A 25,829-nucleotide genomic window follows, 5' to 3' on the forward strand; every position below is an offset into this window, starting at 1 on the left:
TCCATCGCGTTGAGCGGCGTTCCCCCGCCCATACGTGACGTCATGGTTTTCATCGAATGCGCACCTAGACCTAGGACCCCCACCGAATAAGGGTTGCCTTACTTTAAAGAATAAGGGTTACCTTACCTTAGAGCCCCACGTCTTCGCGCTCGTCGGCCCACCCCTGGTCCGGACGTACAGAAGGAGATAGAACGGCCCCGGCCAGACGCGACCGGCACCACCGGGCGTCAGCCCGGGAAACCACAACGGTGCGGGCGGAGGGACTCGAACCCTCAAGCTCTTTCGAGCACCGGCACCTAAAGCCGGCATGTTTGCCAATTTCATCACGCCCGCGCGCCTAGCGATATTACCCAGTCAGCCATCACACGAGACGTCAGCGGTACCGAACGCACCGTGACATCGGGTGCGGACTCGACCGTCGGGCCGTTGATCGCGACGGGCGGCATCAGCTCCCTACCGGGCCCGCGCGGTACCGTCAAGGGGTGTCCACCACCACCCCCCGCCGCCGCGCGCGCCGGCCCGCGCTGATCGCCCTGGTGATCATTGCGGCCAGCGGCTGCCTGGCGCTGGGCTGGTGGCAGTGGACCCGATTCGAGTCGACCTCGGGCAGCTTCCAAAATCTCGGCTACGCGCTGCAGTGGCCCATGTTCGCCTGGTTCTGCGTCTACGCCTACCGCAAGTTCGTGCGCTATGAGGAAACGCCCCCGCAGCCGCGCGACCCAGCAGCGGTAACGGAGATTCCCGCCGGACTGTTGCCGCAGCGAACCACGCCCGATCAGGCTGCGCCCGACGACCCCGCATTGCGCGAGTACAACGCCTACCTTGCCGCACTGGCCGAAGATGATGCCGAAAAGCAGAACAGGACTACCGCATGACCACACCCGAAACCCCCGAAGCACAGCAGACCACAACGACCTTTCCGGTCGAGAAGATCCGTAGCGCCCTCGTCGGCTATCGCATCATGGCGTGGACGACCGGGATCTGGCTGATCGCGCTGTGCTACGAGATCGTGGTGCGTTACGTCGTCAAGGTGGACAACCCGCCCACCTGGATCGGCGTAGTCCACGGCTGGGTGTACTTCGCTTACCTGCTGTTCACCGCAAACCTGGCGGTCAAGGTCCGGTGGCCGATCGGCAAGACGGTGGGTGTGCTGCTCTCCGGCACGATCCCGCTGTTGGGCATCATCGTCGAGCACTTTCAGACCAAGGACATCAAGACGCGCTTCGCCGTGTAAGCCCCCCGCGGCCCCCGGGTCAGGGTTGGGTTGTCACCAGGGCCCGCAGTGCGGGTAGCAACAGTGTCAACGCGCGCCCGCGATGGGAGACCGCGTCCTTTTCCGCCGGGCTCAGCTCGGCGGCGGTGCGGTTCGCGCCGTCGGCGATGAACACCGGGTCGTAACCGAACCCGCCGGCGCCGCGCGGCTCCTGCGCAACGGCACCGGGCCACTCGCCACGCACCACAACTTCGCCCGAGCCCGAGACCAGTGCGCACGCCGAGACGAACGCGGCGCCGCGGCGCTGCTCGGGTACGTCGCGCAACTGGGCCAGCAACAACGCCGTGTTGCCGGCGTCGTCCCCGTGGTTGCCAGACCACCGGGCGGAGAGCACGCCGGGCATCCCGTTGAGCGCGGCCACCGTCAAACCGGAGTCGTCGGCGACGCTGGGCAGACCGGTCGCAGAGAACGCTTCGCGCGCCTTGATCAGCGCATTTTCCTCGAATGTCGCGCCGGTTTCGGGCGCTTCATCAAACGGCGCGACGTCATTGAGGGACACCAGGGTCACCCCCGACAATCCGGCGGCATCGAGCACCCGGCGAAGTTCGGCCAGCTTCTTGGCGTTGCGACTGGCCACCAGCAGCTTGGTCACCACTCACTCCGAAACATGGTCATCTCCTCTGCAGAAACGATCTCGGCTCGCTCCCAGGGCTCCGGCGTTGTTGATTAGCAGGCTTGTGAGCTGGGTTGATGATCTTTGGTGCCGCGCTATTGGGGCCGGAGTGTAGGCACGGGCTATCTGGAGAACGATCGAGTTGGTTACTGTTCGTCGTTGGTCTGGAGTTGCCCGTGCCTACCGTTTCAGTATTGCCTGTGTCGTCGGTTCCAGAGGTGTTCGACCGCTGGAGTCCTGGTGAGCGCAGCGAGCTCATCGGATCGGAGTTTCTCGATGTGTTGGCCTCGGTGCCAGACCCGAGGGACCCACGCGGTCGGAGGTATTCGCTGATGGCTTTGTTGGCGATCGCGGTTCTGGCCACTGCCGCGGGGATGCGCGGCTATGCTGGTTTTGCCACATGGGCGGCCACCGCTCCCGATGATGTGTTGGCCCAATTAGGGGTCCGGTTCCGGCGGCCCAGTGAGAAGACCTTCCGCGCTGTTTTGTCTCGGCTAGACCCCGCCGACCTCAACGCCAGGATGGGCAGTTACTTCACTGCACACGTGGCCAGCAGCGACCCCAGTGGATTGGTGCCGATCGCGTTGGACGGCAAGATGCTGCGTGGTGCTTTACGCGCCAAAGCGACAGCCACGCATCTCGTGTCGGTGTTCGCCCACCGTGCCCGATTGGTGCTCGGTCAACTCGCTGTCGCCGAGAAAAGCAATGAAATTCCCTGCGTACGCGCCCTGCTCACGCTGCTGCCGGGTAGCTTGCGGTGGCTGGTCACCGTGGATGCGATGCATACCCAGGTCGTCACCGCGAAGTTGATCTGCGCCACCTTGAAGTCGCACTACCTGATGATCGTCAAGTCCAACCAAGCCAAAATACTTGCGCGTATCACCGCGCTGCCCTGGGCCGAGGTGCCCACAGCCGCTACCGACGACTCCCGCGGCCACGGCCGTGTCGAGACCCGCACCCCGCAAATCATCACCGCTGCACGAGGAATCGGCTTCCCCTACGCAAAACAAATCATCCGGATCACTCGTGAACGCTTGATCACCGCCACCGACCAGCGCAGCGTGGAGGTGGTCTATGCCATCTGCAGCCTGCCCTTCGAGCACGCCCGCCCTACCGCGATCATGACCTGGATGCGTCAACACTGGGGAATCGAGAACAGCCTGCACTGGATACGCGACGTCACCTTCGACGAAGACCGTCAAAGGGCACATACCGGAAACGGCGCACAGGTCCTAGCAACGCTACGCAACACCGCGATCAATCTGCACCGCCTCAACGGCGCCGACAACATCGCCGAAGCCTGCCGGATCACCGCTTTGACCGCCAACCGCCGCCTAGACCTCCTCAATCCACAATTCCCCAGCTCACAAGCCTGCTAATCAACAACGCCGGAGCCCTGGGCTCGCTCCCGTCTCGCGGGTGCCGGCTGCAGACGCGGAGGGTCATCGCATCCGCAGCGTCTGTTGGGTGCTGCCCAGCGCTGGCCGAGCGCGCGGCCAGGGTCGCGAACCTACGCGCGACTTTCCAAGTTTATTGCTGGACTTTCCTGGTTGATTTCCGGTCGTGTCGCGATTCCCCTGACGTAAGGGACCTCGCAATCCTCACAACCCCAAATCAACTTGTGCATGTAGCAGCCCACGCAAAATCCGAGCGTGGCCTCCGACCAGGTCAGGACAAAACAGATCGCGACAACAACCGCCATCGCCACGGGCGAGGCCCCCAACAGCCGCATGGCAAGACACGTCGCCGCCAAGGCGGCACCGAGCAACCACGCAAAGCGTTTTGGCCGCGTCGGTTTCCACACCGGGCGAGTACCCATCGTCAACGCCGTGCCCAGAATTCCGGTTGGGCTCAACGGTGTTAGTCCCGTGGCCGCCGCGGCCAACATGTCAAAAAGCACGAACGGACCAACGATGATCACCGGATCGGTTTCCGGCCGCAGCAAAAGCAACGCGATGGTGATTGCCGAGATGATGTTCAGCAAACCCGCCCGCGCGCGCGTCGCGACTTCGTTGATGCGTGGTTCCGCATGTCCATGCGTCATCTGCCCCATTGCCCACCACGGGGTATTGAGAAAGGCATGCTCGAGTGGGACTCGCCGACTAACCATTAATTGATCCTAGAAACGTGACGGAACATTGGTTTTGGCAAAACTCAATTTGGCGTCGCGAGTTTACCATAACGGTATGGCACGGAACGCTGACCAGCCACTTTGAGTCAACTAAAGTCAGCGAAAGCCAAGGCGAGCCAGCGGCAGCGACGTGCCCACGGCCGACCAATTTCCACCCCGAATCCACGCGGATTCGATGGCCCGGGAGGCCAGGTTGGCAGGCTCAGCTTCCGAACGCTTTCGACGGCGGCGGCCCTTCGGGCAATACACCCGGGTACGGCAGCGCCAAGGCATCACGCTGGGCGGCAAACAACGTGTCGCATGCCCCCAGCGCCATGTCCAGCAGCTTGTCCAAGGTCGACCGCGGGAACGTCGCACCCTCACCGGTGCCCTGCACTTCAACCAGCGTCCCGGTGTCGGTGGCAACGACATTCATGTCGACCTCGGCGCGGGAGTCTTCCTCGTAAGGCAGGTCCACCCGAACCCGGCCATCGACCACACCCACGCTGACCGCAGCGATGGCGCAGGACAACGGCCTCGGATCCGACAGCTTGCCGGCCGCCGCCAAGTAGTTCACCGCGTCTGCCAGTGCCACGTAGGCACCGGTGATGGCCGCGGTACGGGTGCCGCCGTCCGCCTGCAACACGTCACAGTCGACAGCGATGGTGTTCTCCCCCAGCGCCGCCAAGTCGATGCATGCCCGCAGCGACCGGCCGACCAGCCGGCTGATCTCCTGGGTGCGTCCGCCGACCCGCCCTTTCACCGATTCCCGGTCTGAGCGGGTGTGGGTTGCCGACGGCAGCATCGCGTATTCCGCGGTGAGCCACCCCAGCCCGGACCCCTTACGCCAGCGCGGCACGCCTTCGGTGACGCTGGCCGTGCACATCACCTTGGTGCGACCGAATTCGATCAGTACCGAACCCGCGGGGTTTTCGGTGAACCCTCGGGTGATGACCACTGGGCGAAGCTCGTCGTCGCGGCGGCCGTCTTCTCGTTTGGACACGACGCCAACCCTAGCTCGACCGACAGAGACCAATCCGAAGGCGCCCGACACGCACGGGCGGCGCTGACGATCCGGGCCACCCGCGAGCCCGCCGCAGCAGTTCAGCCCAGGCTGACTTCGAAAGTCTCGTCGCACACCACCGCGTGCACGGGGCCATCAAATTCCGCTTTGGCCTCGCTGATCACGTCCTCACGCGACGTCCACGGCGGGATGTGGGTCAGCAACAGTTCGCGAACACCGGCGCGGGCCGCAGCTCTCCCGGCCTCAGTCCCGGACAGGTGCAAGTCCGGCGGGCGATCCGGCGAGTGCGTCCAGGACGCCTCGCACAAGAAAACGTCAACGCCGCGAGCCAGCTCGATGAGCTGATCACACATTCCGGTGTCACCGCTGTACGCCAGCGATGCGCCGGTGGAATCGGTGAAGCGCATGCCGTAGGACTCAGTGGGATGTGCGACCACCGTCGGCACCACTGTGACGCCGCCAAGGGTCACCGGTTCGCCGTCGACCCAATGGCGCACATCGAATATGTCCGAGCAATCGTCGATCTCTCCGCCGAAGGGTGATGAAGCCGCGCCCAAACGAGACCAGGTGTCACTCGGGCCGTATAGCAACGCCTTACCTTTGGGGCGCGACGGGTGGTAACGCCGCCACACGAACAACCCCGGCATATCGAGGCAATGATCGGCGTGCAGATGCGACAAAAGCACATGCACGGATGCGGGATCCAGATGCCGCTGCAGCGCGCCCACCACTCCCCCACCGAAGTCGATGACGATCGGTGGAGTGTCCGGAGCCCTCAGCAGATAACCCGACGCCGCCGAGTCCGGACCTACGACACTTCCGGAACATCCGAGCACCGTTATTCGCACGGACACTACTGTGCCATGCCCGTTACCTCGATGAGAAAAACATCGCCGCATTCGTTGATCAGAATCTTCCCGAGAATGCCGTTCTGCACTTTCAGCTTGCCAACGCGGCGGCGTTTCGCTGCGCGGCTACCGGTCGCGTCGGCGTGACGATGTGGGACCTGACGGCGCGGACCGCTCGCGGTCAAAGCCGAGGTCTATCGCCGCGAAATTCCCTAAGCGGGCTTCGCGTGCCAAGGTAATGTGGCCGCACGCACCGGAAGGTAGGGACACTGTGCCGATGGAGTGGCCACCATTGACCTCAACAATGTCGAGGCCCGTGCCCGACGGACCCTCCACGCCCGGGCACGCCGACGCGTGCCGCTCGGCGAGAAGAAGTAGCCGCCGTGGCTAAGGGGTCTGCCGAAACATCGGGCGACGAAGTATCCGGCAAGCCGCTGCCCGCGGACGAACCCGGGGACGAAGCGCAATCAAACCCGGCCGGCGCTGACTCCGACTCCGACTCCGATGCAGAGCCCGACACCGAACCCGACTCGGAATCGGATGGCGAGCCCGACGCGGACGCCCCGGCCGAAACCGAGGACGCCTCCCAGCCAGAGGACTCGCGGCCACGACGCCGCCGACCCCACCCCAAGTCCAGTTGGGCCGCCGTGTTGGCCTGGGTCGTGCTGCCGAGCCTCGCGCTGCTGCTGGCAATCACCGCAGGTGTCCTCCGCTGGCAGTACGACACGATGCGTTACGCCCAGATCGCCGGGGTCCAAGCGCTGCAGGCCGCCCGGGAGGGCACGGTGGCGATGTTGTCGTACAAGCCCGAGACAGTCGAAAAGGACCTGACCGCCGCCCAGGACCACCTCACCGGAACCTTCCGCGACTCCTACACCCAGCTGACCAAAGACGTGGTCATCCCCGGCGCCAAACAGCAACGGATTTCGGCGGTGGATCGGGTGCCCGCGGCCGCCACCGTATCGGCGGATTGGGGCCATGCCGTGGTGCTTGTCTTCGTGGATCAGACCACGGTCATCGGCGACGACCCACCCACCGATATGGCATCGACGGTGCGAGTGAAACTCGACAAGGTCGGCGACCGTTGGCTGATCTCCGAATTCCAACCCATTTGAGATCTACGAGTGCGCTAGCGCATTTGAATATCGCAAGAGCGTGACGGCTCTGCTGGTGGCCAATGTGGGCATTGTGAGCAATGAGTGATCCTCGCGATCGGCCCAGCAGCCGCCCCTGAGGTTGCCCGTCTGGGCCTCACCGCGTGCCCGCGCACCAATTTGACGGGGCCTCCGGTGACTGCCGGTATATCGGGCGAACCGAAACCATTCGAAGCCGCAATCGACGTCAGCAGCGCTCATTCATCGATGCGATCCCACGTTTGGTTTTAGGTAGCCACATCCAGGGCCGCTCGCACAATGCTGTCGGTGTCGATGCCGTGGTAGCGGTAGACGTCCTCGAGCGTCCCGGCCTGGCCGAATCCGGATACTCCCAACGCGGTCAAACGGACCTGCTGGATGTTGGTCAGGAAAGCAAGGGCGTGAGGGTGTCCGTCGAGGACGGTGACCATCGGTGTCGCACGGTCGGCGGGGAAGAGCTGATCCAGAATCCAGGTATCGGCGGATCTCCTGCCCTGACGCGCCTGCCACGCTTGAAACAGCAGGCCGGGGCTGGTGATGCAGAGCACGTCGGCCGGCACCCCGGCCCGATTGAGCCGGTCGGCCGCGGCAAGGGCCTCGGTGATCACCGCACCCATCGCCGCAATGGTCACTTTCGCGCCGTCTGGGCGCCGCAACGGATAGCCACCCGCAACCACCTGGCGGCGACGACGCTCGCGGGCGGCGGGGTCATCCGGTACGGCGGCCAGGGCCTGGTCCACAGGCCGAGTCGACAACCTCAGGTAGGCCGACGTTCCATCGGGTCTTCCGAGCCGGGCGAGGCTGGCCAGCAGGGTCCATTCGACATCGATCGCGAACGCTGGCTCATAGCTGATGCAGCCCGGTTGTTCGAGCCCGATTGATGGGGTCTTGATGGACTGGTGTGCACCGCCTTCGGCGGCCAGGCTGACCCCTGACGGAGTGCCGATGAGGATGGACTGGCCGCCCGCGTAGATCCCGAAAGACCATGGTTCGAGCGCCCTCTCGACGAATGGGTCGTAGAGCACCCCGATAGGGAAAAGCGTTTGTCCCCAACGACTCCACGTGGCGCCCAGTTCGCCGATCAGGCCAACCAGGTTCGTCTCTGCGATGCCGAGTTCCATATGTTGCCCGCTGGGACGTTCGTTCCAGTGCATCAGAGTCTGGGCATCATCGGCGAACCAGTTGTGTCGCTCGCTCGCCGACCACACCCCGACCTTGTTCACCCATCCAGCCAGGTTAGTCGTCGAGCTGACGTCAGGGCTGACCGTGACGACACGCTTCGCCGCGTCGGGTGCCTCGCGGATCAGGTCGAGCAGGACACGGCCGAGAGCGGCCTGGGTCGTTGCGGTGCCTTTGGGAGTACGACCGATGTCGCTCGGGACGGTTGGGGATTCGGCGGCCGGAATCGGGTCGCGCCGCAGCCGCTCTGCGGTCTCGGCGCAGAGCCGCCCCATCGGGCCCTCAGGCGCGAAGCGTTGCCAAGGGCTATTGGGGTTCATTCCCAGTCGTGCTGCCAGAGCGGCGTATTCGTCATGGCTGAGCAGGGCGGAATGGTTCTGTGGATGGCCCTCTGTGGGCAGGCCGAAACCCTTGATCGTGTAGGCGATGATGACCGTGGGTCGGGTGTCATCGATCTGTTGGTATGCCTCGATCAGGGCGGCCAGGTCGTGACCGCCCAAATTGCGGATCGCCGCCGTGAGCGTCGCGTCATCGATGTCGGCGATCAACGCGGCGATTTCGCCGGAAAGTGGACCGTCACCGGGGAGTCGCTGGCGGATCTGCTCGGCATCGCAGCGCAGCAGACGTTGGTATTCCGCGTTTTCCATCGCAACGATGCGCCGGCGCACCGCTTCCCCTCCGGGACGGCTGAACAGGGACCGGAGAAGTCGGCCAAAGTTGACTGTTATGACCTGCCAGCCTGCCGCGTCGAACATTGTCTCGAGTCGGTGCGCAGCGATGTTGGGCACCACTCGGTCCGAGGACTGGCGGTTGAGGTCGACGATCCAGACGACTTCGCCGAGTTCGGCGATCCCGGGATCCAGTATGGCCTCCCACACCGCACCCTCGTCGAGTTCGGCGTCGCCGACCAGAGAGTACTGCCGACCGTTGCCGCCGGCATCCAACTGGGCGTTGACGTAACGGCGCGCCACTGCCCCCCAGATCGGGGCGGTTGCCCCGATCCCGACTGACCCGGTCGAGTAGTCCACCGGATCCGGATCCTTGGACCGGCTCGGATAGGACTGCAGGCCACCGAACTCACGCAGCGTGGTCATGTGTTCTTCGTCCAGCGCGCCGAGCAGGTAATTGATGCTATGCAACACCGGTGAGGCGTGGGGCTTGACCGACACCCGATCCCCGGCCTGCAGTTGTTGAAGCCACAGTGAAGTCATGATGGTCACCATTGACGCGCTCGAGGCCTGATGGCCGCCGACCTTCAATCCCGAGCTATCCGACCGCACCCGGTTGGCGTGATGGACCATCGACGTCGACAGCCACAGCACCCGCTCGGCGATGGCCTCGAGTGTGTCGACACTGACGATTCCACGACTGGTATCGACTGAGGTGGTCGAGTTCATGGTGCCCCGCCTAGGAGATTGGCCTGTGCAGATGAATCAGCAAGTGCAACGGTCTCATATGATTTCGGCAAGTAGGTCGATAAAATCTGAGCAATATGCTCACATGGGATGTGTTACTTCGGCCTCAAGGAGGGCAATATGCCCAAGCGGGATCACCTCATCGATGACATCGATACGCAAATCCTGCACGCCCTGATCAAGGATCCGCGCGCGGCCGTAGTCGCGCTGGCGCACACTACGGGGTTGGCCCGCAACACGATTCACGCACGGTTGGCCAAGCTGGAAGCGGACGGCGTCCTTCAGTCTTTCGAGCGCCGCATCGATCCTGCCGCACTTGGCTATTCGCTGACCGCCTTCATCATGGTGACCGTCACGCAACGCAAACTGGGCGAGATCGGCAATGCACTCGAGGGTGTGCCCGAGGTTCTCGAAGTCCACGGGCTCAGCGGTGTCACCGACTTGCTGGTCCACATCGTCGCCCGCAACGCCGAGGACCTTTACCGCATCGCAGGTCAGATCCTTGACATCGACGGCGTCGAGAAGACCACAACGGGGCTGGTGATGAGGCGCCTGGTCGACTATCGGCTCAGCCCGTTGCTGGCTTCCGCCCAGTCGACCGGCAAGTGAACGTCGGCGACCAGAGCATCCGAAAGACAGGGCTCCGGCGTTGTTGATTAGCAGGCTTGTGAGCTGGGGAATTGTGGATTGAGGAGGTCTAGGCGGCGGTTGGCGGTCAAAGCGGTGATCCGGCAGGCTTCGGCGATGTTGTCGGCGCCGTTGAGGCGGTGCAGATTGATCGCGGTGTTGCGTAGCGTTGCTAGGACCTGTGCGCCGTTTCCGGTATGTGCCCTTTGACGGTCTTCGTCGAAGGTGACGTCGCGTATCCAGTGCAGGCTGTTCTCGATTCCTCAGTGTTGACGCATCCAGGTCATGATCGCGGTAGGGCGGGCGTGCTCGAACGGCAGGCTGCAGATGGCATAGACTACCTCCACGCTGCGCTGGTCGGTGGCGGTGATCAAGCGTTCACGAGTGATCCGGATGATTTGTTTTGCGTAGGGGAAGCCGATTCCTCGTGCAGCGGTGATGATTTGCGGGGTGCGGGTCTCGACACGGCCGTGGCCGCGGGAGTCGTCGGTAGCGGCTGTGGGCACCTCGGCCCAGGGCAGCGCGGTGATACGCGCAAGTATTTTGGCTTGGTTGGACTTGACGATCATCAGGTAGTGCGACTTCAAGGTGGCGCAGATCAACTTCGCGGTGACGACCTGGGTATGCATCGCATCCACGGTGACCAGCCACCGCAAGCTACCCGGCAGCAGCGTGAGCAGGGCACGTACGCAGGGAATTTCATTGCTTTTCTCGGCGACAGCGAGTTGACCGAGCACCAATCGGGCACGGTGGGCGAACACCGACACGAGATGCGTGGCTGTCGCTTTGGCGCGTAAAGCACCACGCAGCATCTTGCCGTCCAACGCGATCGGCACCAATCCACTGGGGTCGCTGCTGGCCACGTGTGCAGTGAAGTAACTGCCCATCCTGGCGTTGAGGTCGGCGGGGTCTAGCCGAGACAAAACAGCGCGGAAGGTCTTCTCACTGGGCCGCCGGAACCGGACCCCTAATTGGGCCAACACATCATCGGGAGCGGTGGCCGCCCATGTGGCAAAACCAGCATAGCCGCGCATCCCCGCGGCAGTGGCCAGAACCGCGATCGCCAACAAAGCCACCAGCGAATACCTCCGACCGCGTGGGTCCCTCGGGTCTGGCACCGAGGCCAACACATCGAGAAACTCCGATCCGATGAGCTCGCTGCGCTCACCAGGACTCCAGCGGTCGAACACCTCTGGAACCGGCGACACAGGCAATACTGAAACGGTAGGCACGGGCAACTCCAGACCAACGACGAACAGTAACCAACTCGATCGTTCTCCAGATAGCCCGTGCCTACACTCCGGCCCCAATAGCGCGGCACCAAAGATCATCAACCCAGCTCACAAGCCTGCTAATCAACAACGCCGGAGCCCTGGGGACCAACCGCTTTCAACTGGGTTTCCGGGTGCCGCCGGACCCAAACACCGATAACCCGGGAATTGTTTTGCCACACCGATCTAGCTGCGGGGACTGTGCATTTTCAGTTTGTTTCCTTTTACACTGCAGCATCATTGGCATCAGCTCTTACAGCGGCATCAATTGCCGGCCTTTGCTGAACCAAGCGCTTCCCGGCGACGATCGCGACCGCCTTCCGCGCGATATGTCAGGATGGTTGACATGGGTCAAGCCGAAGAAGCCCCGCTAGGGTTCCTGCTCTACCGGGCCGCAGCGGTGCTGCGGCCAGAGGTTTCTACCGCACTGAGCCCCCTGGGGCTGACGTTGCCGGAATTCGTCTGTCTACGCATACTCTCGGCGTCGCCCGGCCTGTCCAGCGCCGAGTTGGCCCGCCACACCAATGTCACACCGCAGGCGATGAACACGGTGCTGCGCAAATTGGAAGAGGTCGGCGCGGTATCGCGCCCAGCATCAGTGCCCTCCGGTCGCGCCCTGCCTGCCACCTTGACCGCACCCGGACGGGCCTTGTTGAAGCGCGCGGAGGTCGTCGTGCGCGGCGCCGATGACCGCATCCTGGCCAAGCTGACCCCAGCTGAGCAGCGTGAGTTCAAACGGATGCTGGAGATGCTGGGCACCGAATAGCGGGCACGTCTACATTCACCCGGGTACGTGGATGCGCGCGAAAGGCTGCGCTTCCTCCAATTCGTAGGCCAGCTCGAGCAGGCGGGCTTCGCGGCCGATGTCAGCCGTGAGCATCATGCCCACCGGCAACCCATCCGAGGATTGGGCCAGCGGTAGCGAAATCGCCGGGTCACCGGTGACGTTCTGCAGCGGAGTAAAGGTGACCCACTTGCGCAGCCGCTCGATGACCTGGTGGTAGTCAGTGGGCGAAAGGTAGCCGACCTGCGGCGGCGGGTCCGCGAGGGCAGGCGTGAGTACCACGTCATAGCGTTGGAAGAACCGCTCTGTGTGCCGCCGCAGCGTACGCAACCGGGCCACCGCCGTGGGTAAGCGGTGCACATTGCGGTTGGCGTGGCGAGCCAACCCGAGTGTCAAACTGTCCAACCGGTTGCGATCGAACGACTTACCGAAAGAATAGCGGCCGGTAAGCACCTGCGCGGTGGCCAAGAAGCCCCAGTACAAGATGAAGTCGTCGGGCAAAGACTCCGGTACCGGAACCTGTTCGACATATTCGACCCGGTGCCCAAGTTCCTCGAGAAGCCCGGCGGTCTTCAATGTCAGTTCCCGCATCTCGGTGCCGCATTCACCGTCGACCGAGCGAGTCACCACCGCGATCTTGAGCCGCTCGGTGCCGGGCCGGGTGACGTCCCCGATGGGTGGCAATCCACTCGGCCGCCAGCTGCGCTCGACCTCGCGGTAGATGGCAGCGGTGTCGCGCACCGACCGGGTCAGCACACCATTGGCGACGATGACCAGTGGCAGTCGGCGCAATTGCGAATTCAATGGCAGCCGACCGCGCGACGGCTTGAGCCCGACGAGGCCGTTACAGGATGCCGGAATTCGGATCGAACCCCCGCCGTCGTTGGCGTGCGCGATCGGCACCACGCCCGCGGCCACCAACGCCCCCGATCCCGACGAGGAGGCGCCCGCGGTGTGGCCGGTATTCCACGGATTACGGACCGGGCCCAACCGGGGATGCTCGGCCGCGGCGCAGAAGCCGAACTCCGACATCTGCGTCTTACCCAACGCGATCAATCCGGTAGACAGCAGTTCCCGGGCAATCTCACTGTCGGTACCGGCCCGACGGGGCACCCACGCGTCAGTGCCCCGCATCGTCGGCAGGCCACTGACGTCGACGTTGTCCTTGATATAACTCGGCACCCCGCCGAAGAAGCCGCGCCCCGACCCGCGCCCGTGCTGCTGAGCCGCGTCTCGCGCCCGGTCAAAATCGGCGTGCGCCACGCCGTTGAGCCGGGCGTTGACCGCTTCGGTCCGCGCGACGGCGGCCTCGACAACCTCGACCGCACCCAACTGGCCGGACCGGATGGCATCGGCTAGGCCGACAGCGTCAAGGTCACCGAGGACGTCGTCACCGAAAGCGTGGACACGGACCATACGGTCGACGGTAGCCCAAGCTAGGCCTGGCCCACCTCGAACCGGACGAACTGCGTGACCGTCACACCAGCGTCGTCGAGCAGAGCCTTGACGCTCTTCTTGCTGTCGGACACCGAGGGCTGTTCGAGCAGCACAGCGTCCTTGAAGAAGCCGTTGAGCCGGCCCTCGACGATCTTGGGCAGCGCCTGCTCGGGCTTGCCCTCTTCCTTTGCGGTCTCCTCGGCGATACGGCGCTCGCTGGCCACCAGGTCTTCGGGCACATCCTCGCGCGAGAGGTAGCGCGCCTTGAGCGCGGCGATCTGCAGTGCCACCGCATGCGCCGCTTCGGCACCGGCACCGGTGTACTCGACCAGCACCCCGACCGCCGGCGGCAGGTCGGCCGCCCGACGGTGCAGGTAGGTCTCGACCGTGCCGCCGAAGATCGCGACGCGACGCAGTTCCAGCTTCTCGCCGATCTTGGCCGAGAGCGCCCCGATGGCCTCCTCGACCGTCTGACCGCCGATGCTGGCCGCCTTGAGCGCGTCAACATCAGCGGCCTTCGACGCCACCGCCGCAGCGACGATGTCGTCGGCAAGCTTCTGGAACTCCGCATTCTTGGCGACGAAGTCCGTCTCGCAGTTCAGCTCGATGAGCGCGCCATCCTTGGCAGCAACCAGACCCTCGGCGGTCGCACGCTCGGCGCGCTTGCCGACGTCCTTGGCACCCTTGATCCGCAGCGCCTCGACGGCCTTGTCGAAGTCTCCGTCGCTTTCGGCGAGCGCGTTCTTACACGCGAGCATGCCAGCACCGGTCAGCTCCCGAAGTCGCTTGACATCGGCAGCGGTGAAGTTCGCCATTTCAGCCTTCCGTGGGGGTTGTTTCGGTTGCGACAGCGCCTTCGGCCGGGGCGGTGGCAGTGGCACCGGCAAGCAGCTCCTGCTCCCATTCGGCCAGCGGCTCCGCGGCCTCGACCACAGGCTTGCCATCACCGCGGCCCGCTCCGGCACGTGCCTGCAGGCCCTCGGCAACCGCGGAGGCAATCACCTTGGTCAGCAGCGCGGCCGAGCGGATCGCGTCGTCGTTGCCCGGGATCGGGTAGTCGACCTCGTCGGGGTCGCAGTTGGTGTCCAGGATCGCGATGACCGGGATACCCAGCTTGCGGGCCTCGCCGACGGCGATGTGCTCCTTGTTGGTGTCGACAACCCAGATCGCCGACGGCACCTTGGCCATGTCGCGAATACCACCGAGGCTGCGCTCGAGCTTGTTCTTCTCCCGGGTCAGGCCCAGGATCTCTTTCTTGGTGCGGCCCTCGAAGCCGCCGGTCTGCTCCATGGCCTCGAGCTCCTTGAGGCGCTGCAGCCGCTTGTGCACGGTGGAGAAGTTGGTGAGCATGCCACCCAGCCAGCGCTGGTTCACGTACGGCATGCCGACGCGGGTCGCTTCGGCGGCGACGGACTCCTGCGCCTGCTTCTTGGTGCCGACAAACAGCACGGTTCCACCGTGGGCGACGGTCTCTTTGACGAACTCGTACGCCTTGTCGATGAAGGTCAGCGTCTGCTGAAGGTCGATGATGTAGATGCCGTTGCGGTCGGTGAAAATGAACCGCTTCATCTTGGGATTCCAACGACGGGTCTGGTGCCCGAAGTGGGTGCCGCTGTCAAGCAGCTGCTTCATGGTTACAACAGCCATGCTGATGCCTTACTTGTGTCGGTTGTTCGCCCGGTATCGGCTGAAACCGGGGCCCTGGCGCCTGCCGCGATGCCGAACCCGCTCCGGAGACTCCGGCTACGGGACCGCTCGGCATGCTGTTGCGGATCCCTGAACTACCGGGCCGCGAAGCAGACGCGCGAAGTCAGCCCGCGGTTGCGAGCTGCGTCGAGAAGTTTACACCGAAGCCGGCGACGGTTTTTCCACAGCGGCCCCGTGGCGCATAGATCCGCGAATTTGGCTGGCAAGGACGCCGTCGGCGCATTGAACTGATCATGTGCGACGGGTGACGGTGGCTGCATCCTGGTTGGCATCCTGGCTTGCCGCCTGGTCGCTGCTGGGCGCGGCGGCGGCACATGCCGACGACACCCGGTTGCAGTGGCCGTTGCGGCCGCCGGCGGTCGTGTTGCGTGGTTTTGATGCACCCACACCGAATTGGCGCCCCGGGCATCGCGGCGTCGACTTGGCCGGGGTCCCCGGCGAGCCGATCTTTGCCGCCGGTGACGCGACCGTCGTGTATGCCGGAACCTTGGCGGATTGGCCGGTCGTTTCGCTGGCCCATCCAGGCGGCTTGCGCACCAGCTACCAGCCGGTGCGCCCGACGGTGCGAGCCGGCCAGCACGTGACGGCGGGATCAGCGGTAGGCACCCTGGTGGCTGGGCACCCGGGCTGCCCAGCCAAGGCGTGGCTGCATTGGGGCGCGATGTGGGGGCCGGCGTCGGACGCCCACTATGTCGATCCGCTCGGCCTGCTGAAATCCACCCCGATCCGGCTCAAGCCCGTGACGGGCTGAGCTCCCCGCCGGAGGGCCCGGCTAGGCCCGCGGATGGGCCTGATCGTGTACGGCGCGCAGTCGCGAGACCGCCACGTGGGTATAGAGCTGGGTGGTGGCCAAACTGGAATGCCCGAGCAACTCCTGGACCACCCTCAGGTCGGCTCCACCTTCAAGCAGATGGGTGGCCGCGCTGTGACGCAACCCGTGCGGCCCCATGTCGGGGGCCCCATCCACCGCGGCGACGGTTTGATGAACCACCGTGCGGGCTTGCCGCACATCGAGGCGCCGGCCCCGGGCGCCGAGCAGCAGCGCCGGACCGGACTCCGCCGTTGCCAGTGCCGGACGTCCGTCTGCCAGCCAGGCCTGAAGCGCTTCGGCAGCGGGCTGGCCAAACGGCGCGGTGCGCTGCTTGTTTCCCTTCCCGAGCACCCGCACCAGCCGATGGCCGGTGTCGACGTCGTCGATGTCAAGACCACACAGTTCGCTCACCCGGATCCCGGTGGCATACAGCAGTTCGACGATCAAGCGGTCCCGCAAGGCCAGCGGATCCCCTTGCTGCGCGCCGGACTTCGCCGCCGTCATGGCCGCCAGCGCTTGGTCCTGGCGCAGCACGGCGGGCAGGGTGCGGTGCGCCTTGGGCACCTGCAACCGCGCCGCGGGGTCGGTGGCCAACAGCCCGCGCCGCACCGCCCAGGCGGTGAAGGCCTTGACCGCAGAGGTGCGCCTGGCCAGCGTCGTTCGGGCCGCCCCGGCCCCCGCAGCGGTAGCCAGCCACGACCGCAGCACGGGCAGACTCAGTGCCCGCAGGTCAGCGCCGCGGCCGGCGAGGTAATCCAGCAGCGATCGCAGGTCGCCCAGATACGCGCGACGAGTGTGGGCCGAGCGGCCGCACTGCAGTGCGAGGTATTCGTCGAACTCCTCGAGAATCGCTTCGCTGTTGTCCGGCACTCCCCCACCGTCGCAGACAGCGCTGCGGGTTTCAGTTGACGCGCCGCAATGTGTCCGGGGTGAGATCTTTGCGCGTGGGATACCCGTCGACGGCCATGATCAGGTCGGCTTCGGCGAGCAGCATGCGCAGTACATGCACGACGCCGTCCACGCCGCCCAGCGCCAATCCGTAGGCGTAGGGCCGCCCGATGCCGACCGCCGTCGCGCCCATCGCCAGCGCCTTGATGATGTCGGCGCCACTGCGAATCCCCGAGTCGAAAAGCACCGGCAGCCCGTCGGCCGCCTCGACCACACCCGGCAGACAGTCCAGGGCCGGAAGACCGCCGTTGGCCTGGCGTCCGCCATGGGTGGAGCAGTAGATGCCATCCACGCTCCCGTCCTTGGCGCGCCGGGCGTCATCGGGATGGCAGATGCCCTTGACGATGAGTGGCAGATCGGTGAGTTCGCGCAGCCAGGCGAGATCGCTCCAGGTCAGCGGGTTTCCGAAGAGCTGGGCCCAGCGCAGCACGGTCCCCTGCGGGTCTTCCTCCGGGGGGCGGGGCAGGCCGGCGCGGAACACCGGGTCGCTGGTGTAGTTGCTCAGGCAGTGTCCGCGTAGTTGGGGAAAATTGGCGGTGCTCAGGTCACGCGGCCGCCAGCCGGGGATCCAGGTGTCGAGGGTGACCACGATGCCCTTGAAACCCGCGGATTCGGCGCGCTGCACCAGGCTGGCGGCCAGCTCGCGATCCTTCGGCGTGTACAGCTGAAAGAACCCGGGGGTGTCACCGAACTCGGCGGCCACGTCTTCCATGGGGTCGGCTGTCAGGGTGGAGACCACCATCGGGACTCCGGTACGGGCCGCCGCGCGCGCGGTGGCCAGATCGCCGTGGCCGTCCTGGGCGCACAGTCCGATGACGCCGATCGGTGCCAGGAAGATCGGTGAGGGCAGGGTCAGTCCGAACATCTCCACGGTCAGGTCGCGTTCCGCGGCACCGACAAACATGCGCGGCATCAGACCCCACCGGTCGAAGGCCTCACAGTTGGCGCGCTGGGTGCGCTCGTCGCCGGCCCCGCCGACCACGTATGACCACACCGACGGCGGCAGCGCCATCTGAGCCCTGGACTCCAGTTCGGCGAAGGCCATCGGCAGCCCTGGCACTACCCCGGATAGCCCCTGGAAGTAGATCTCGTACTGATAGTCGCCGAATGCCATGCGATGAGAATGCCAGCCGGCGGTCAGCTACCCGCTTCTGACTCCGCCAATTCCCTTTTCCAATGCCGGAACGTCTCCTCGGTGCGCCCGCGTCGCCAGTAACCAGAGATTGAGGACGCCCATTTCGCATCCACACCCCGCTCCTTGCGGATCTAGGGGCGCAAGTTGTGCATGACGGCCTGGGCCTCGCCGTGGATGAAGACGTGCACCTGACCGGGAAGCCACAGGGCGGTCTTGACGGCCTCGATCAGCGGCGCATGGTCGCCGGCACGATCCGCTGAAACCAGATCGGCGCGACCACCGCGGTAGACCCAGTTGATCTGGACCGACTCCGGCGCGCGCAATTCGATCTCGTCGTCGGGACCGGCAACCTCGATGAACGCTTTGCCGACAGCGTCGGCGGGCAGCGCCTCGAGCGCAGCGGCGATGGCCGGCAGCGCGGATTCATCGCCGGCCAGCAGATGCCAGTCGGCCTCCGGGTCGGGCTTGTAAGCGCCGTTAGGACCCATCAGGTAGACCGGCTCGCCAGGTTGCGCGGCCGCCGCCCACTGACCGGCTACCCCGTGTTCGCCATGCGCCACGACGTCGAGCACGATTTCGCGCGCCGCGGCGTCGACACGACGGACGGTCAGGGTCCGCACCGCGGGCTGCTTCTCGGGCGGAAGACTGGAAAAGCAATCCAGTGTCAACGGCCGAGGCAGTGCGGCCACGCCGACGTCATGCGCGACGAAAACCAGCTTGACGTAAGAGTCGGTGAATTCGCTGGGAACGAATGTGTCGAAGCCGCTGCCACCGACTCGCACCCGGACCATGTGGGGCGCGAGTTGTTGGGTACCCACGACTTCGAAGGTGTGTACAGGTCGACCCGCCACTACGCCTCCTGTCCAGATCCGACCCCAGTCGACTATACGAGCCGCGCCCGCACGCCCTCGGCCGCGGGCCGTGCGCGGCCGGCGCGCACCAGGCGCCACCGCCCGCCGTCACGCTCGGCCAGTCCGGCCACCTCGAGGATCGCCAACCGCCCCATCACCTGTTCGGCCACCAGCCCGGATGCGACAGCGATCTCGTCGACGCTCATCGCGCCGCGACCCGGCAATGCCTCATAGGCCTGACTTTCGGACTGGCTGAGTCCGTCCAGGACGGACGTGGGACGCGATTGTTCGAGGGACAATTCGCCGATCCGACCGACCAGTTCGACTATCTCATCGGCGCGGGTGATCAGCTGCGCCCCGTTGCGAAGCAGCACATGGCAGCCCGCCGAAGCCGATGATGTCGCCGGCCCGGGCACCGCGGCCACGATCCGCCCCAGCGCCCGAGCCCACGCGGCGGTGTTGGCGGCACCGCTACGCAGCCCCGCTTCGACCACGACCGCGGCGCCACCGAGAGCAGCCACCAACCGGTTGCGGGTGAGGAACCGATGCCGGGCCGGCCGCACACCCGGCGGGTATTCGGTGACCAGCAAGCCGTGCTGGCCGATCCGATGAAGCAGGGCCGAATGCCCGGTGGGGTACGGGATGTCGATCCCACCGGCCAGTACCGCCACCGTGGTGCCCTCGGCAATGAGCACTGCGCGATGGGCCGCTCCGTCGATTCCGTAGGCACCGCCGGAGATGACCGCAACGTCACGTTCGACCAGGCCGCCAGATCCGCGGCCATGTGCTCGCCATATGCCGTCGCGGCGCGGGTTCCCGCGAGAGCGGCGGCGCGCTGAACCACCTGGTCGAGGCGAGCGGGGCCCTGCACCCACAACGCCATCGGAGCTCCGCCGTTTCCCTTCGCCCGGATCGCCGAACCAGAAAAAGCCGTGAAGGCCACCACCGGCCACTCGTCGTCGTCGGGTGTGATCAAGCGCCCGCCACGGCGCGCGAGTTGCTCGAGATCCGCTGCGGCCCGATCGATTTCGCATCTGGCCCGGGTCAAGCGGGCAAGCTCGCCGTCAACCTGGCCGCGCCGGATCCGCTCGGCCGCCTCTACCGGGCCGACTCGTTGCACCAGGGCAGCCAATTCCGCGCACGGCGGCTCCGCCACGCGCGACAGGTAACCCCAGGCCCGCAAGGCACTATCGGACGCGCTCATCGGCAAGCTCCCGGCTGCCGAAAGCTCAGCGCGGTCGACACCTCGTCCAGGCCGGGTGCCGCCCGGCCGGCCAAGTCCGCCAGACTCCACGCGACTCGCAGAGTTCGATCGACACCGCGGATGCTGAGCAGCCCCCGATCCAGCGCCGTGCGCAACGGGACCATCGCTGAGTTGCCAAGCCGGAATTCCCGACGCAGCAGGGGGCCGCTGACTTCTGCATTGGCGCGAAAGCCGTGCGGCTGCCACCGCTGGGCGGCCGCGTTGCGGGCCTGGGCCACCCGGTCACGAACCTGCGAGGTCGACTCGCCCGCCACCGCCGAGAAGGCTCCGGCCCGCACCGGGTGCATCTGTACCCTCAGGTCCACCCGGTCCAGCAACGGCCCCGACAGTTTGCCGAGGTAACGTCCCTTCACCGCCGCCGCACAGATGCAGTCTTGCGGGTCCGCTGGAGCGCATGGACACGGGTTTGCGGCAAGCACCAGCTGAAATCGGGCCGGGTAACACGCCACTCCGTCGCGGCGGGCAAGGCGGATTTCTCCGTCCTCCAACGGAGTTCGCAACGCTTCCATGGCGCTGACGCTGATCTCGGCGCACTCGTCGAGAAACAACACCCCACGATGTGCCCGGCTGACGGCGCCAGGGCGGGCCATGCCCGTGCCGCCCCCCACCAGCGCGACGACGCTGGAACTGTGGTGCGGCGCCACGAACGGCGGCCGGGTGATCAGCGGGGTGTCCCCCGACAACAAACCAGCCACCGAGTGGATCGCGGTGACCTCCAGTGACTCGCCGCGCGACAGCGGCGGCAGTAAACCCGGAAGGCGTTGTGCCAGAATCGTTTTGCCTACCCCGGGAGGACCGGTCAGCATGAGATGGTGCGCACCGGCCGCCGCCACCTCGACCGCAAAACGCGCTTGGGACTGCCCGAGCACATCGGCCAAGTCGGCCGAAGTCCCCTCGCTGGTGGCCGCGGGCCCGCTGCGACTGTCCAAACCGGCAGCACCCGTCAGCCAGCCCTGCAGTTGTCCCAGGGTGCGCACACCCCAGACATCGATGCCATCCACCAGGCTGGCCTCGGCCAAGTTATCCGCCGGAACCACCACGGCCGGCCAGCCATCGCGCTTGGCGGCCAACACGGCCGGCAGCACGCCACGCACCGCGCGGACCCGGCCGTCCAGCGACAACTCCCCCAACAACAGCGTCTTTTCCAAACGCTGCCACGGCTTTTTTCGCTGCGCCGACAACACCGCGGCGGCCAGGGCAATGTCGTAGACCGAACCCATTTTCGGCAGGGTGGCCGGCGACAGTGCGAGCGTCAGCCGAGCCAATGGCCAGCTGTTGCCGCAGTTGGTGACCGCCGCGCGAACCCGGTCGCGGGATTCCTGCAGTGCCGCGTCGGGCAGACCCACCAGATGCACCCCCGGCAGCCCCGAGCTGATGTCGGCTTCGATTTCCACGATCTCGCCGTCCAGCCCGCACACCGCCACCGAGAACGCCCGCCCCAGCGCCATCAGCCCACGCCCATCAGATGCGTGATCTCGGGGTTGGCGCTGCGGCCGATGCGCACCCCGATGACATCGAGGCGCACGGCCGCCCAGCCGCGGTCCTGACCGGCCAGCCACAACCCGGCCAGGCGGCGCAGCCTGCGGACCTTGCCTTCGGTCACCGCCTGGGCCAGCCCGCCGTACCCGTCGCCGGTGCGCGTCTTGACCTCAACGAACACCACGGTGCGGGTGGCAGCTTCACAGGCGATCACATCGAGTTCGCCATAGCGGCACCGCCAGTTTCGGGTCAAGATCTGTAGCCCCTGACCGCTCAGATGCTCCACGGCCAGCTGCTCCCCCAGGGCTCCCAGTTGCATGCGAGTCAACGTCTTCATGCGCCCAAACCTGCACGCCGGCCCCGACACTGGCCGCCGGACCGAGGGCGTCAGGGAAGCAAAACCGCCCGATTATCAACAGTCGCGCACTCGTCCACAACGGGCCGACAGTGGATTCAGACGATGCGGTCCGGGCGCGTGTAGACGTTCATCGAGTCTTCCCGCAGAAACGCCACCAGCGTCATCCCGGATTCTTCGGCCAGCGAGACCGCCAGCGACGACGGGGCGGAGACCGCGGCCAGCACCGGGATCCCGGCCATCAGCGCCTTCTGCGTCAGCTCGAACGATGCGCGACCGCTGACCAGCAACACCGACCCCGCCAACGGAACCCGATCGTGCTCGATGGCCCAGCCGATGACCTTGTCTGCCGCGTTGTGCCGGCCGATATCTTCGCGGATCACGTGCATTGTGCCGTCCGCGCTGAACAACGCCGCGGCGTGCAGGCCGCCGGTGCTCGCGAAAACCTTTTGGCCACTACGGAGTTGGCCGGGCATCGCCTCGAGCGCACCGGCCGTGATGGTGGCCGGATCGTCGCCGGGCAAAAATCGGCTGATCAGCCGCACCGCGTCCAGCGACGCCTTGCCGCAGACTCCGCACGACGAGGTGGTGTAGAAGTTGCGGGTCACATCGAGGCCCGGCGGGCTTACCCCGGGCGCCAGCGTGATGTCCAAGACGTTGTAGGTGTTGGCGCCATCGGCACCGCGCCCGCCGCAATAGCGGACCGTCAGCACATCGTCACGGTGGGCGATCACCCCTTCGGTCAGCAGGAAACCGCGCGCGAGCTCAAAATCCGAGCCGGGGGTGCGCATGGTGACCGATATCGGCACACCGTTGACGCGGATCTCCAGCGGCTCCTCGACGGCCAGGGTTTCCGGTCGGGTGATCGCATCACCGGCGGCGAGGTGCTTGACCCGCCGACGCGCCGTTACGTAGCCCACTGACCGGCTTCGATTGGCCCCGCCGCCGAATCGCACCGGCAGGAGGCCACGGCATCGGCAGGGACCGCAGAACACCCGAACACGGCCTCAACGTACCTCGATTGCGAACCGCCTGTCGGATCGGCCGGCCGCCGTCATATCGCTGCAGCCAGCGCCGACAAGGTTTCAGCTGACGAGTGCGTCGGCGACCACCCGAGTTCGCGTTTCGCCTTGGCGGTGTCCATCACCACGGGTTGTCGCACCGCATGAAGCCATTCGAGCAGCGGGGGTACCAGCGGCAACCGGGAAATAGCCGCGGATGCGACCGAGGCGGCGGCCGCTGGGACCCGGACCGGACGGCCGCCCAGCGCCCTGGCCATGTCGGTGATCGTCACGACCCCGTCAGCGGCGATGTTGTAGGCCCCCGCGGGCACCGGTGCGGTCGCCGCCAACGCTATCGCGGCTGCCACGTCGTCGTGATGCACCAGCTGCACCGGGACACCCGGATCCGGCACGATCGGCTTCAGCATCGGCACCACCCGGCTCAGCGCGCGCACCGGCGCGGGCACCTGCCTGCACGGCATGGCCTCGGCCAACGAGTAGGCGTGCGGGCCCGCGACGATACACGGGCGCAGGACGAACACCTGCAGTAACGAGTCCTCGGTGATCTTGGCGAGCTGTGCCTCGCTTTGCGCCTTCTGCTCGGAGTAGTAGTGCTCCGGTGATCCGCGCGCGGGTACGTCCTCGGTGATGGCCGCCGGGTTGTCCGAGTGGTAGCCGTAGGCCGCCACCGACGACGTGTAGACCAGGCGGCGTGGCCGGCGCGCCGCGACGGTCGCTTCGAAGACGTTGCGGGCGCCCTGCAGATTGACCTGCGCGCTCTCGGCACGCGATCCGAGCTTGATGAACGCCAGGTGGACCACCACATCGGCCTGGGCGACCAACGCGTCGACCGCATCGCGATCCAGGATGTTGCCCCGCTGATAGGTGGTCTTGGACCAGCCGTAGATGGCCGGGTCAAACGGCCGGCGCGCCATACCGACGATCGACGCCACGGCCGGCTCCCGCTCCAGCGCGGTGACCGCCGAGATGCCGATATCTCCAGTCGGCCCGGTAACCGCGACAGCAACACCCACCTAGAATGGGTTTCCGCCAGCGACCGCGCCCAAACGCAGGACCAAAACCCGCAATGTGTGCGGGGCCTTGCGCGCGGCTATCCCGGTTGGTGTTGCTCGAGTTCGGGGAGACGAATGATGAAGCTGATCGCACCCACCGATTCCATGTTCTTGCTCGGCGAATCGCGCGAACACCCGATGCATGTGGGGGGCCTGCAGCTGTTCCAGCCGCCCGAGGATGCCGACGAGAACTTCGTCACCGAGGCATATGAAGCCATGCTCGGCTGCACCGACGTCCAGCCCATGTTCCGCAAGCATCCCGCGTTCTTGGGCGCGATGACCAACTTCGCGTGGACATTCGACGACGACGTGGAGCTCGACTATCACTTCCGCCGGTCCGCTCTCCCCCGGCCAGGCCGGGTACGGGAGCTCCTCGAGCTGACCTCTCGGCTGCACGGCAGCCTGCTCGACAGGCACCGGCCCCTCTGGGAAGCCCATCTGGTGGAGGGACTCAACGACGGGCGCTACGCGGTCTACATCAAGTTCCACCATTCCTTGCAGGATGGGGTTTCCGCGCAGAAGCTGATGCAGCGCGCATTCAGCACCGATCCGGATGACGATGAGATCCGGGTGCCGTGGGAACTAAAACCGCGGCGCCGCTCGAACCCGGGGCACAGATCCTCACCGCTTCGGCTACTCACCGAGACGGTTGGCGCCACAGCATCTCTGGCGCCCTCGGCGCTGTCACTGGCCCGCGCGGCGCTGCTCGAGCAGCAACTGACCCTGCCATTTCGAGCCCCGAAGACGATGTTCAATGTCCGGATCGGTGGAGCACGCCGGGTCGCCGCCCAGTCCTGGTCCCTCGATCGCATCAAGGCGGTGAAGAACGCGGCAGACGTCACCGTCAACGATGTCGTGCTGGCGATGTCGGCCGGCGCGCTGCGCGCCTACCTGATCGATCAACACGCGCTTCCCGACGCCCCACTGATCGCCATGGTTCCGGTGAGTCTGCGAAAGGAAGGCGATGCCGATCGCGGCGGCAACATGGTCGGCACCCTGCTGTGCAACCTCGCGACCAACCTCGACGACCCGATGAAACGCCTCCAGGTGATCAGCCAGTCGATGTCGGACAACAAGAAGGTGTTCGCTCAGCTTCCCCGCATCCAGCAGCTGGCGTTGTCGGGCTTACTGACCGGCGGTTTGGTGTTCGGACTGGTTCCCGGTTTCGTGGCCACCGCGCCGCCACCGTTCAACGTCGTCATATCGAATGTTCCCGGCGCGCCCAACCCGCTGTATTGGCGGGGCGCGCGGCTGGTCGGAAACTATCCACTCTCAATTGCCCTGGACGGCCAGGCGATGAACATTACAGTGACCAACAACGCCGACAATCTCGATTTCGGGCTCGTCGGTTGCCGGCGCAGCGTGCCTCGCCTGCAGCGCATGCTCGGGCACTTGGAGACATCGCTGAAAGAGTTGGAACGCGCTGTCGGAGTTTGAGGGCCCGGCCAGGCCCGATAATCTACGCCAGCGCACTGGGGGGCGACTCCCCCC

The 25,829-nt window shown here is 65.8% G+C and carries 23 protein-coding genes, 1 tRNA gene and 3 pseudogenes; 8 read left to right on the forward strand and 19 right to left on the reverse strand.

Annotated elements, in window-relative coordinates; genetic code table 11:
- Positions 1–249: 249 nt before the first annotated feature.
- A tRNA-Leu gene (locus MPSD_RS19750) sits at positions 250–333 on the reverse strand.
- 149 nt (positions 334–482) lie between these two features.
- On the opposite strand from MPSD_RS19750, the gene MPSD_RS19755 reads away from it, so the two are divergent.
- Positions 483–875 carry a hypothetical protein gene (locus MPSD_RS19755; protein WP_012395629.1) on the forward strand — a complete coding sequence of 131 codons (393 nt, stop codon included), beginning with the start codon at positions 483–485 and terminating at the stop codon, positions 873–875.
- The gene (locus MPSD_RS19760) at positions 872–1,234 is read left to right on the forward strand and encodes a DUF3817 domain-containing protein (RefSeq protein WP_012395630.1); all 363 of its coding nucleotides are present in this window, start codon (positions 872–874) and stop codon (positions 1,232–1,234) included. The genes MPSD_RS19755 and MPSD_RS19760 overlap by 4 nt, the downstream gene beginning before the upstream one ends.
- 19 nt (positions 1,235–1,253) lie before the next feature.
- Here the strand turns inward: MPSD_RS19760 and rdgB are convergent, their stop codons facing one another.
- Positions 1,254–1,868 (reverse strand): RdgB/HAM1 family non-canonical purine NTP pyrophosphatase, encoded by a 615-nt coding sequence (rdgB, locus tag MPSD_RS19765; protein ID WP_011741582.1) that lies wholly within the window; start codon positions 1,866–1,868, stop codon positions 1,254–1,256.
- 194 nt (positions 1,869–2,062) lie between these two features.
- Here rdgB and MPSD_RS19775 point away from each other — a divergent pair, with 194 nt between their 5' ends.
- A complete protein-coding gene (locus MPSD_RS19775) occupies positions 2,063–3,265 on the forward strand; it encodes an ISAs1-like element IS2404/ISMul1 family transposase (RefSeq protein ID WP_420811919.1) in 1,203 nt (400 codons plus the stop codon).
- A gap of 131 nt (positions 3,266–3,396) precedes the next feature.
- Here MPSD_RS19775 and MPSD_RS19785 read toward each other — a convergent pair whose 3' ends face one another.
- From MPSD_RS19785 to MPSD_RS19800, 4 genes are all read right to left on the reverse strand, one after another.
- Entirely contained in the window at positions 3,397–3,939 is a 543-nt protein-coding gene (locus tag MPSD_RS19785) for a DUF4395 domain-containing protein (RefSeq protein ID WP_050674599.1), read from the reverse strand.
- 280 nt (positions 3,940–4,219) lie between these two features.
- Positions 4,220–4,999 (reverse strand): ribonuclease PH, encoded by a 780-nt coding sequence (gene rph / locus MPSD_RS19790; RefSeq protein ID WP_015356669.1) that lies wholly within the window; start codon positions 4,997–4,999, stop codon positions 4,220–4,222.
- Between the two features lie 101 nt (positions 5,000–5,100).
- The gene (locus MPSD_RS19795) at positions 5,101–5,874 is read right to left on the reverse strand and encodes a cyclic nucleotide-degrading phosphodiesterase (protein WP_011741585.1); all 774 of its coding nucleotides are present in this window, start codon (positions 5,872–5,874) and stop codon (positions 5,101–5,103) included.
- Entirely contained in the window at positions 5,874–6,053 is a 180-nt protein-coding gene (locus tag MPSD_RS19800) for a hypothetical protein (protein WP_012395635.1), read from the reverse strand. The genes MPSD_RS19795 and MPSD_RS19800 overlap by 1 nt, the downstream gene beginning before the upstream one ends.
- Before the next feature lie 198 nt (positions 6,054–6,251).
- Between MPSD_RS19800 and MPSD_RS19805 the strand changes: the two genes are divergently transcribed.
- Positions 6,252–6,983, forward strand: coding sequence for a hypothetical protein (locus MPSD_RS19805; protein WP_020786571.1), 732 nt, complete (start codon positions 6,252–6,254; stop codon positions 6,981–6,983).
- A gap of 266 nt (positions 6,984–7,249) precedes the next feature.
- Here MPSD_RS19805 and MPSD_RS19810 read toward each other — a convergent pair whose 3' ends face one another.
- Positions 7,250–9,577, reverse strand: a complete 2,328-nt coding sequence (locus MPSD_RS19810) for a transketolase-like TK C-terminal-containing protein (protein WP_086085875.1) — start codon at positions 9,575–9,577, stop codon at positions 7,250–7,252.
- A gap of 138 nt (positions 9,578–9,715) precedes the next feature.
- On the opposite strand from MPSD_RS19810, the gene MPSD_RS19815 reads away from it, so the two are divergent.
- A complete protein-coding gene (locus MPSD_RS19815; RefSeq protein ID WP_012395638.1) occupies positions 9,716–10,204 on the forward strand; it encodes an Lrp/AsnC family transcriptional regulator in 489 nt (162 codons plus the stop codon).
- Between the two features lie 47 nt (positions 10,205–10,251).
- Here the strand turns inward: MPSD_RS19815 and MPSD_RS19820 are convergent.
- Positions 10,252–11,454: pseudogene (locus tag MPSD_RS19820) on the reverse strand (ISAs1-like element IS2404/ISMul1 family transposase).
- Between the two features lie 385 nt (positions 11,455–11,839).
- Between MPSD_RS19820 and MPSD_RS19830 the strand changes: the two are divergent.
- Positions 11,840–12,259: a MarR family winged helix-turn-helix transcriptional regulator gene (locus tag MPSD_RS19830; protein ID WP_012393620.1), complete on the forward strand. Its 420-nt coding sequence runs from the start codon at positions 11,840–11,842 to the stop codon at positions 12,257–12,259.
- 15 nt (positions 12,260–12,274) lie between these two features.
- Here MPSD_RS19830 and MPSD_RS19835 read toward each other — a convergent pair whose 3' ends face one another.
- The 3 genes from MPSD_RS19835 to rpsB are packed head-to-tail and all read right to left on the reverse strand — an operon-like array spanning position 12,275 to position 15,361.
- Positions 12,275–13,693, reverse strand: coding sequence for an amidase (locus tag MPSD_RS19835; protein ID WP_020786569.1), 1,419 nt, complete (start codon positions 13,691–13,693; stop codon positions 12,275–12,277).
- A gap of 20 nt (positions 13,694–13,713) precedes the next feature.
- A complete protein-coding gene (gene tsf / locus MPSD_RS19840) occupies positions 13,714–14,529 on the reverse strand; it encodes a translation elongation factor Ts (RefSeq protein WP_011740116.1) in 816 nt (271 codons plus the stop codon).
- A gap of 1 nt (position 14,530) precedes the next feature.
- A complete protein-coding gene (gene rpsB / locus MPSD_RS19845) occupies positions 14,531–15,361 on the reverse strand; it encodes a 30S ribosomal protein S2 (protein WP_015355195.1) in 831 nt (276 codons plus the stop codon).
- Positions 15,362–15,665: 304 nt separating this feature from the next.
- Here rpsB and MPSD_RS19855 point away from each other — a divergent pair, with 304 nt between their 5' ends.
- Complete coding sequence (locus tag MPSD_RS19855) at positions 15,666–16,172, forward strand: M23 family metallopeptidase (protein WP_020786566.1); 507 nt, start codon at positions 15,666–15,668, stop codon at positions 16,170–16,172.
- Positions 16,173–16,193: 21 nt separating this feature from the next.
- Here MPSD_RS19855 and MPSD_RS19860 read toward each other — a convergent pair whose 3' ends face one another.
- The 8 genes and pseudogenes from MPSD_RS19860 to MPSD_RS19895 form a co-directional block, all read right to left on the reverse strand.
- Positions 16,194–17,102 carry a tyrosine recombinase XerC gene (locus MPSD_RS19860; RefSeq protein WP_012393616.1) on the reverse strand — a complete coding sequence of 303 codons (909 nt, stop codon included), beginning with the start codon at positions 17,100–17,102 and terminating at the stop codon, positions 16,194–16,196.
- 31 nt (positions 17,103–17,133) lie between these two features.
- Positions 17,134–18,294, reverse strand: a complete 1,161-nt coding sequence (locus tag MPSD_RS19865; protein WP_020786565.1) for a lactate 2-monooxygenase — start codon at positions 18,292–18,294, stop codon at positions 17,134–17,136.
- A 23-nt stretch (positions 18,295–18,317) separates the two neighbouring features.
- Positions 18,318–19,166, reverse strand: a pseudogene (locus MPSD_RS19870) (siderophore-interacting protein).
- A gap of 32 nt (positions 19,167–19,198) precedes the next feature.
- Positions 19,199–20,370 (reverse strand): annotated as a pseudogene (gene dprA / locus MPSD_RS19875) (DNA-processing protein DprA).
- Positions 20,367–21,878, reverse strand: a complete 1,512-nt coding sequence (locus tag MPSD_RS19880) for a YifB family Mg chelatase-like AAA ATPase (RefSeq protein ID WP_020786562.1) — start codon at positions 21,876–21,878, stop codon at positions 20,367–20,369. The pseudogene dprA and the gene MPSD_RS19880 overlap by 4 nt, the downstream one beginning before the upstream one ends.
- Positions 21,878–22,246 carry a YraN family protein gene (locus MPSD_RS19885; RefSeq protein WP_011740111.1) on the reverse strand — a complete coding sequence of 123 codons (369 nt, stop codon included), beginning with the start codon at positions 22,244–22,246 and terminating at the stop codon, positions 21,878–21,880. Before MPSD_RS19885 ends, MPSD_RS19880 begins: the two co-directional genes overlap by 1 nt.
- A 116-nt stretch (positions 22,247–22,362) precedes the next feature.
- Entirely contained in the window at positions 22,363–23,184 is an 822-nt protein-coding gene (gene fdhD, locus MPSD_RS19890) for a formate dehydrogenase accessory sulfurtransferase FdhD (RefSeq protein ID WP_086085329.1), read from the reverse strand.
- 134 nt (positions 23,185–23,318) lie between these two features.
- A complete protein-coding gene (locus tag MPSD_RS19895) occupies positions 23,319–24,299 on the reverse strand; it encodes an NAD-dependent epimerase/dehydratase family protein (protein ID WP_086085327.1) in 981 nt (326 codons plus the stop codon).
- Positions 24,300–24,416: 117 nt separating this feature from the next.
- On the opposite strand from MPSD_RS19895, the gene MPSD_RS19900 reads away from it, so the two are divergent.
- Positions 24,417–25,775 (forward strand): WS/DGAT/MGAT family O-acyltransferase, encoded by a 1,359-nt coding sequence (locus MPSD_RS19900; RefSeq protein ID WP_011740108.1) that lies wholly within the window; start codon positions 24,417–24,419, stop codon positions 25,773–25,775.
- Positions 25,776–25,829: the final 54 nt, after the last annotated feature.

Origin of the sequence: Mycobacterium pseudoshottsii JCM 15466, assembly GCF_003584745.1 — a bacterium.
Classification (GTDB): domain Bacteria; phylum Actinomycetota; class Actinomycetes; order Mycobacteriales; family Mycobacteriaceae; genus Mycobacterium; species Mycobacterium marinum.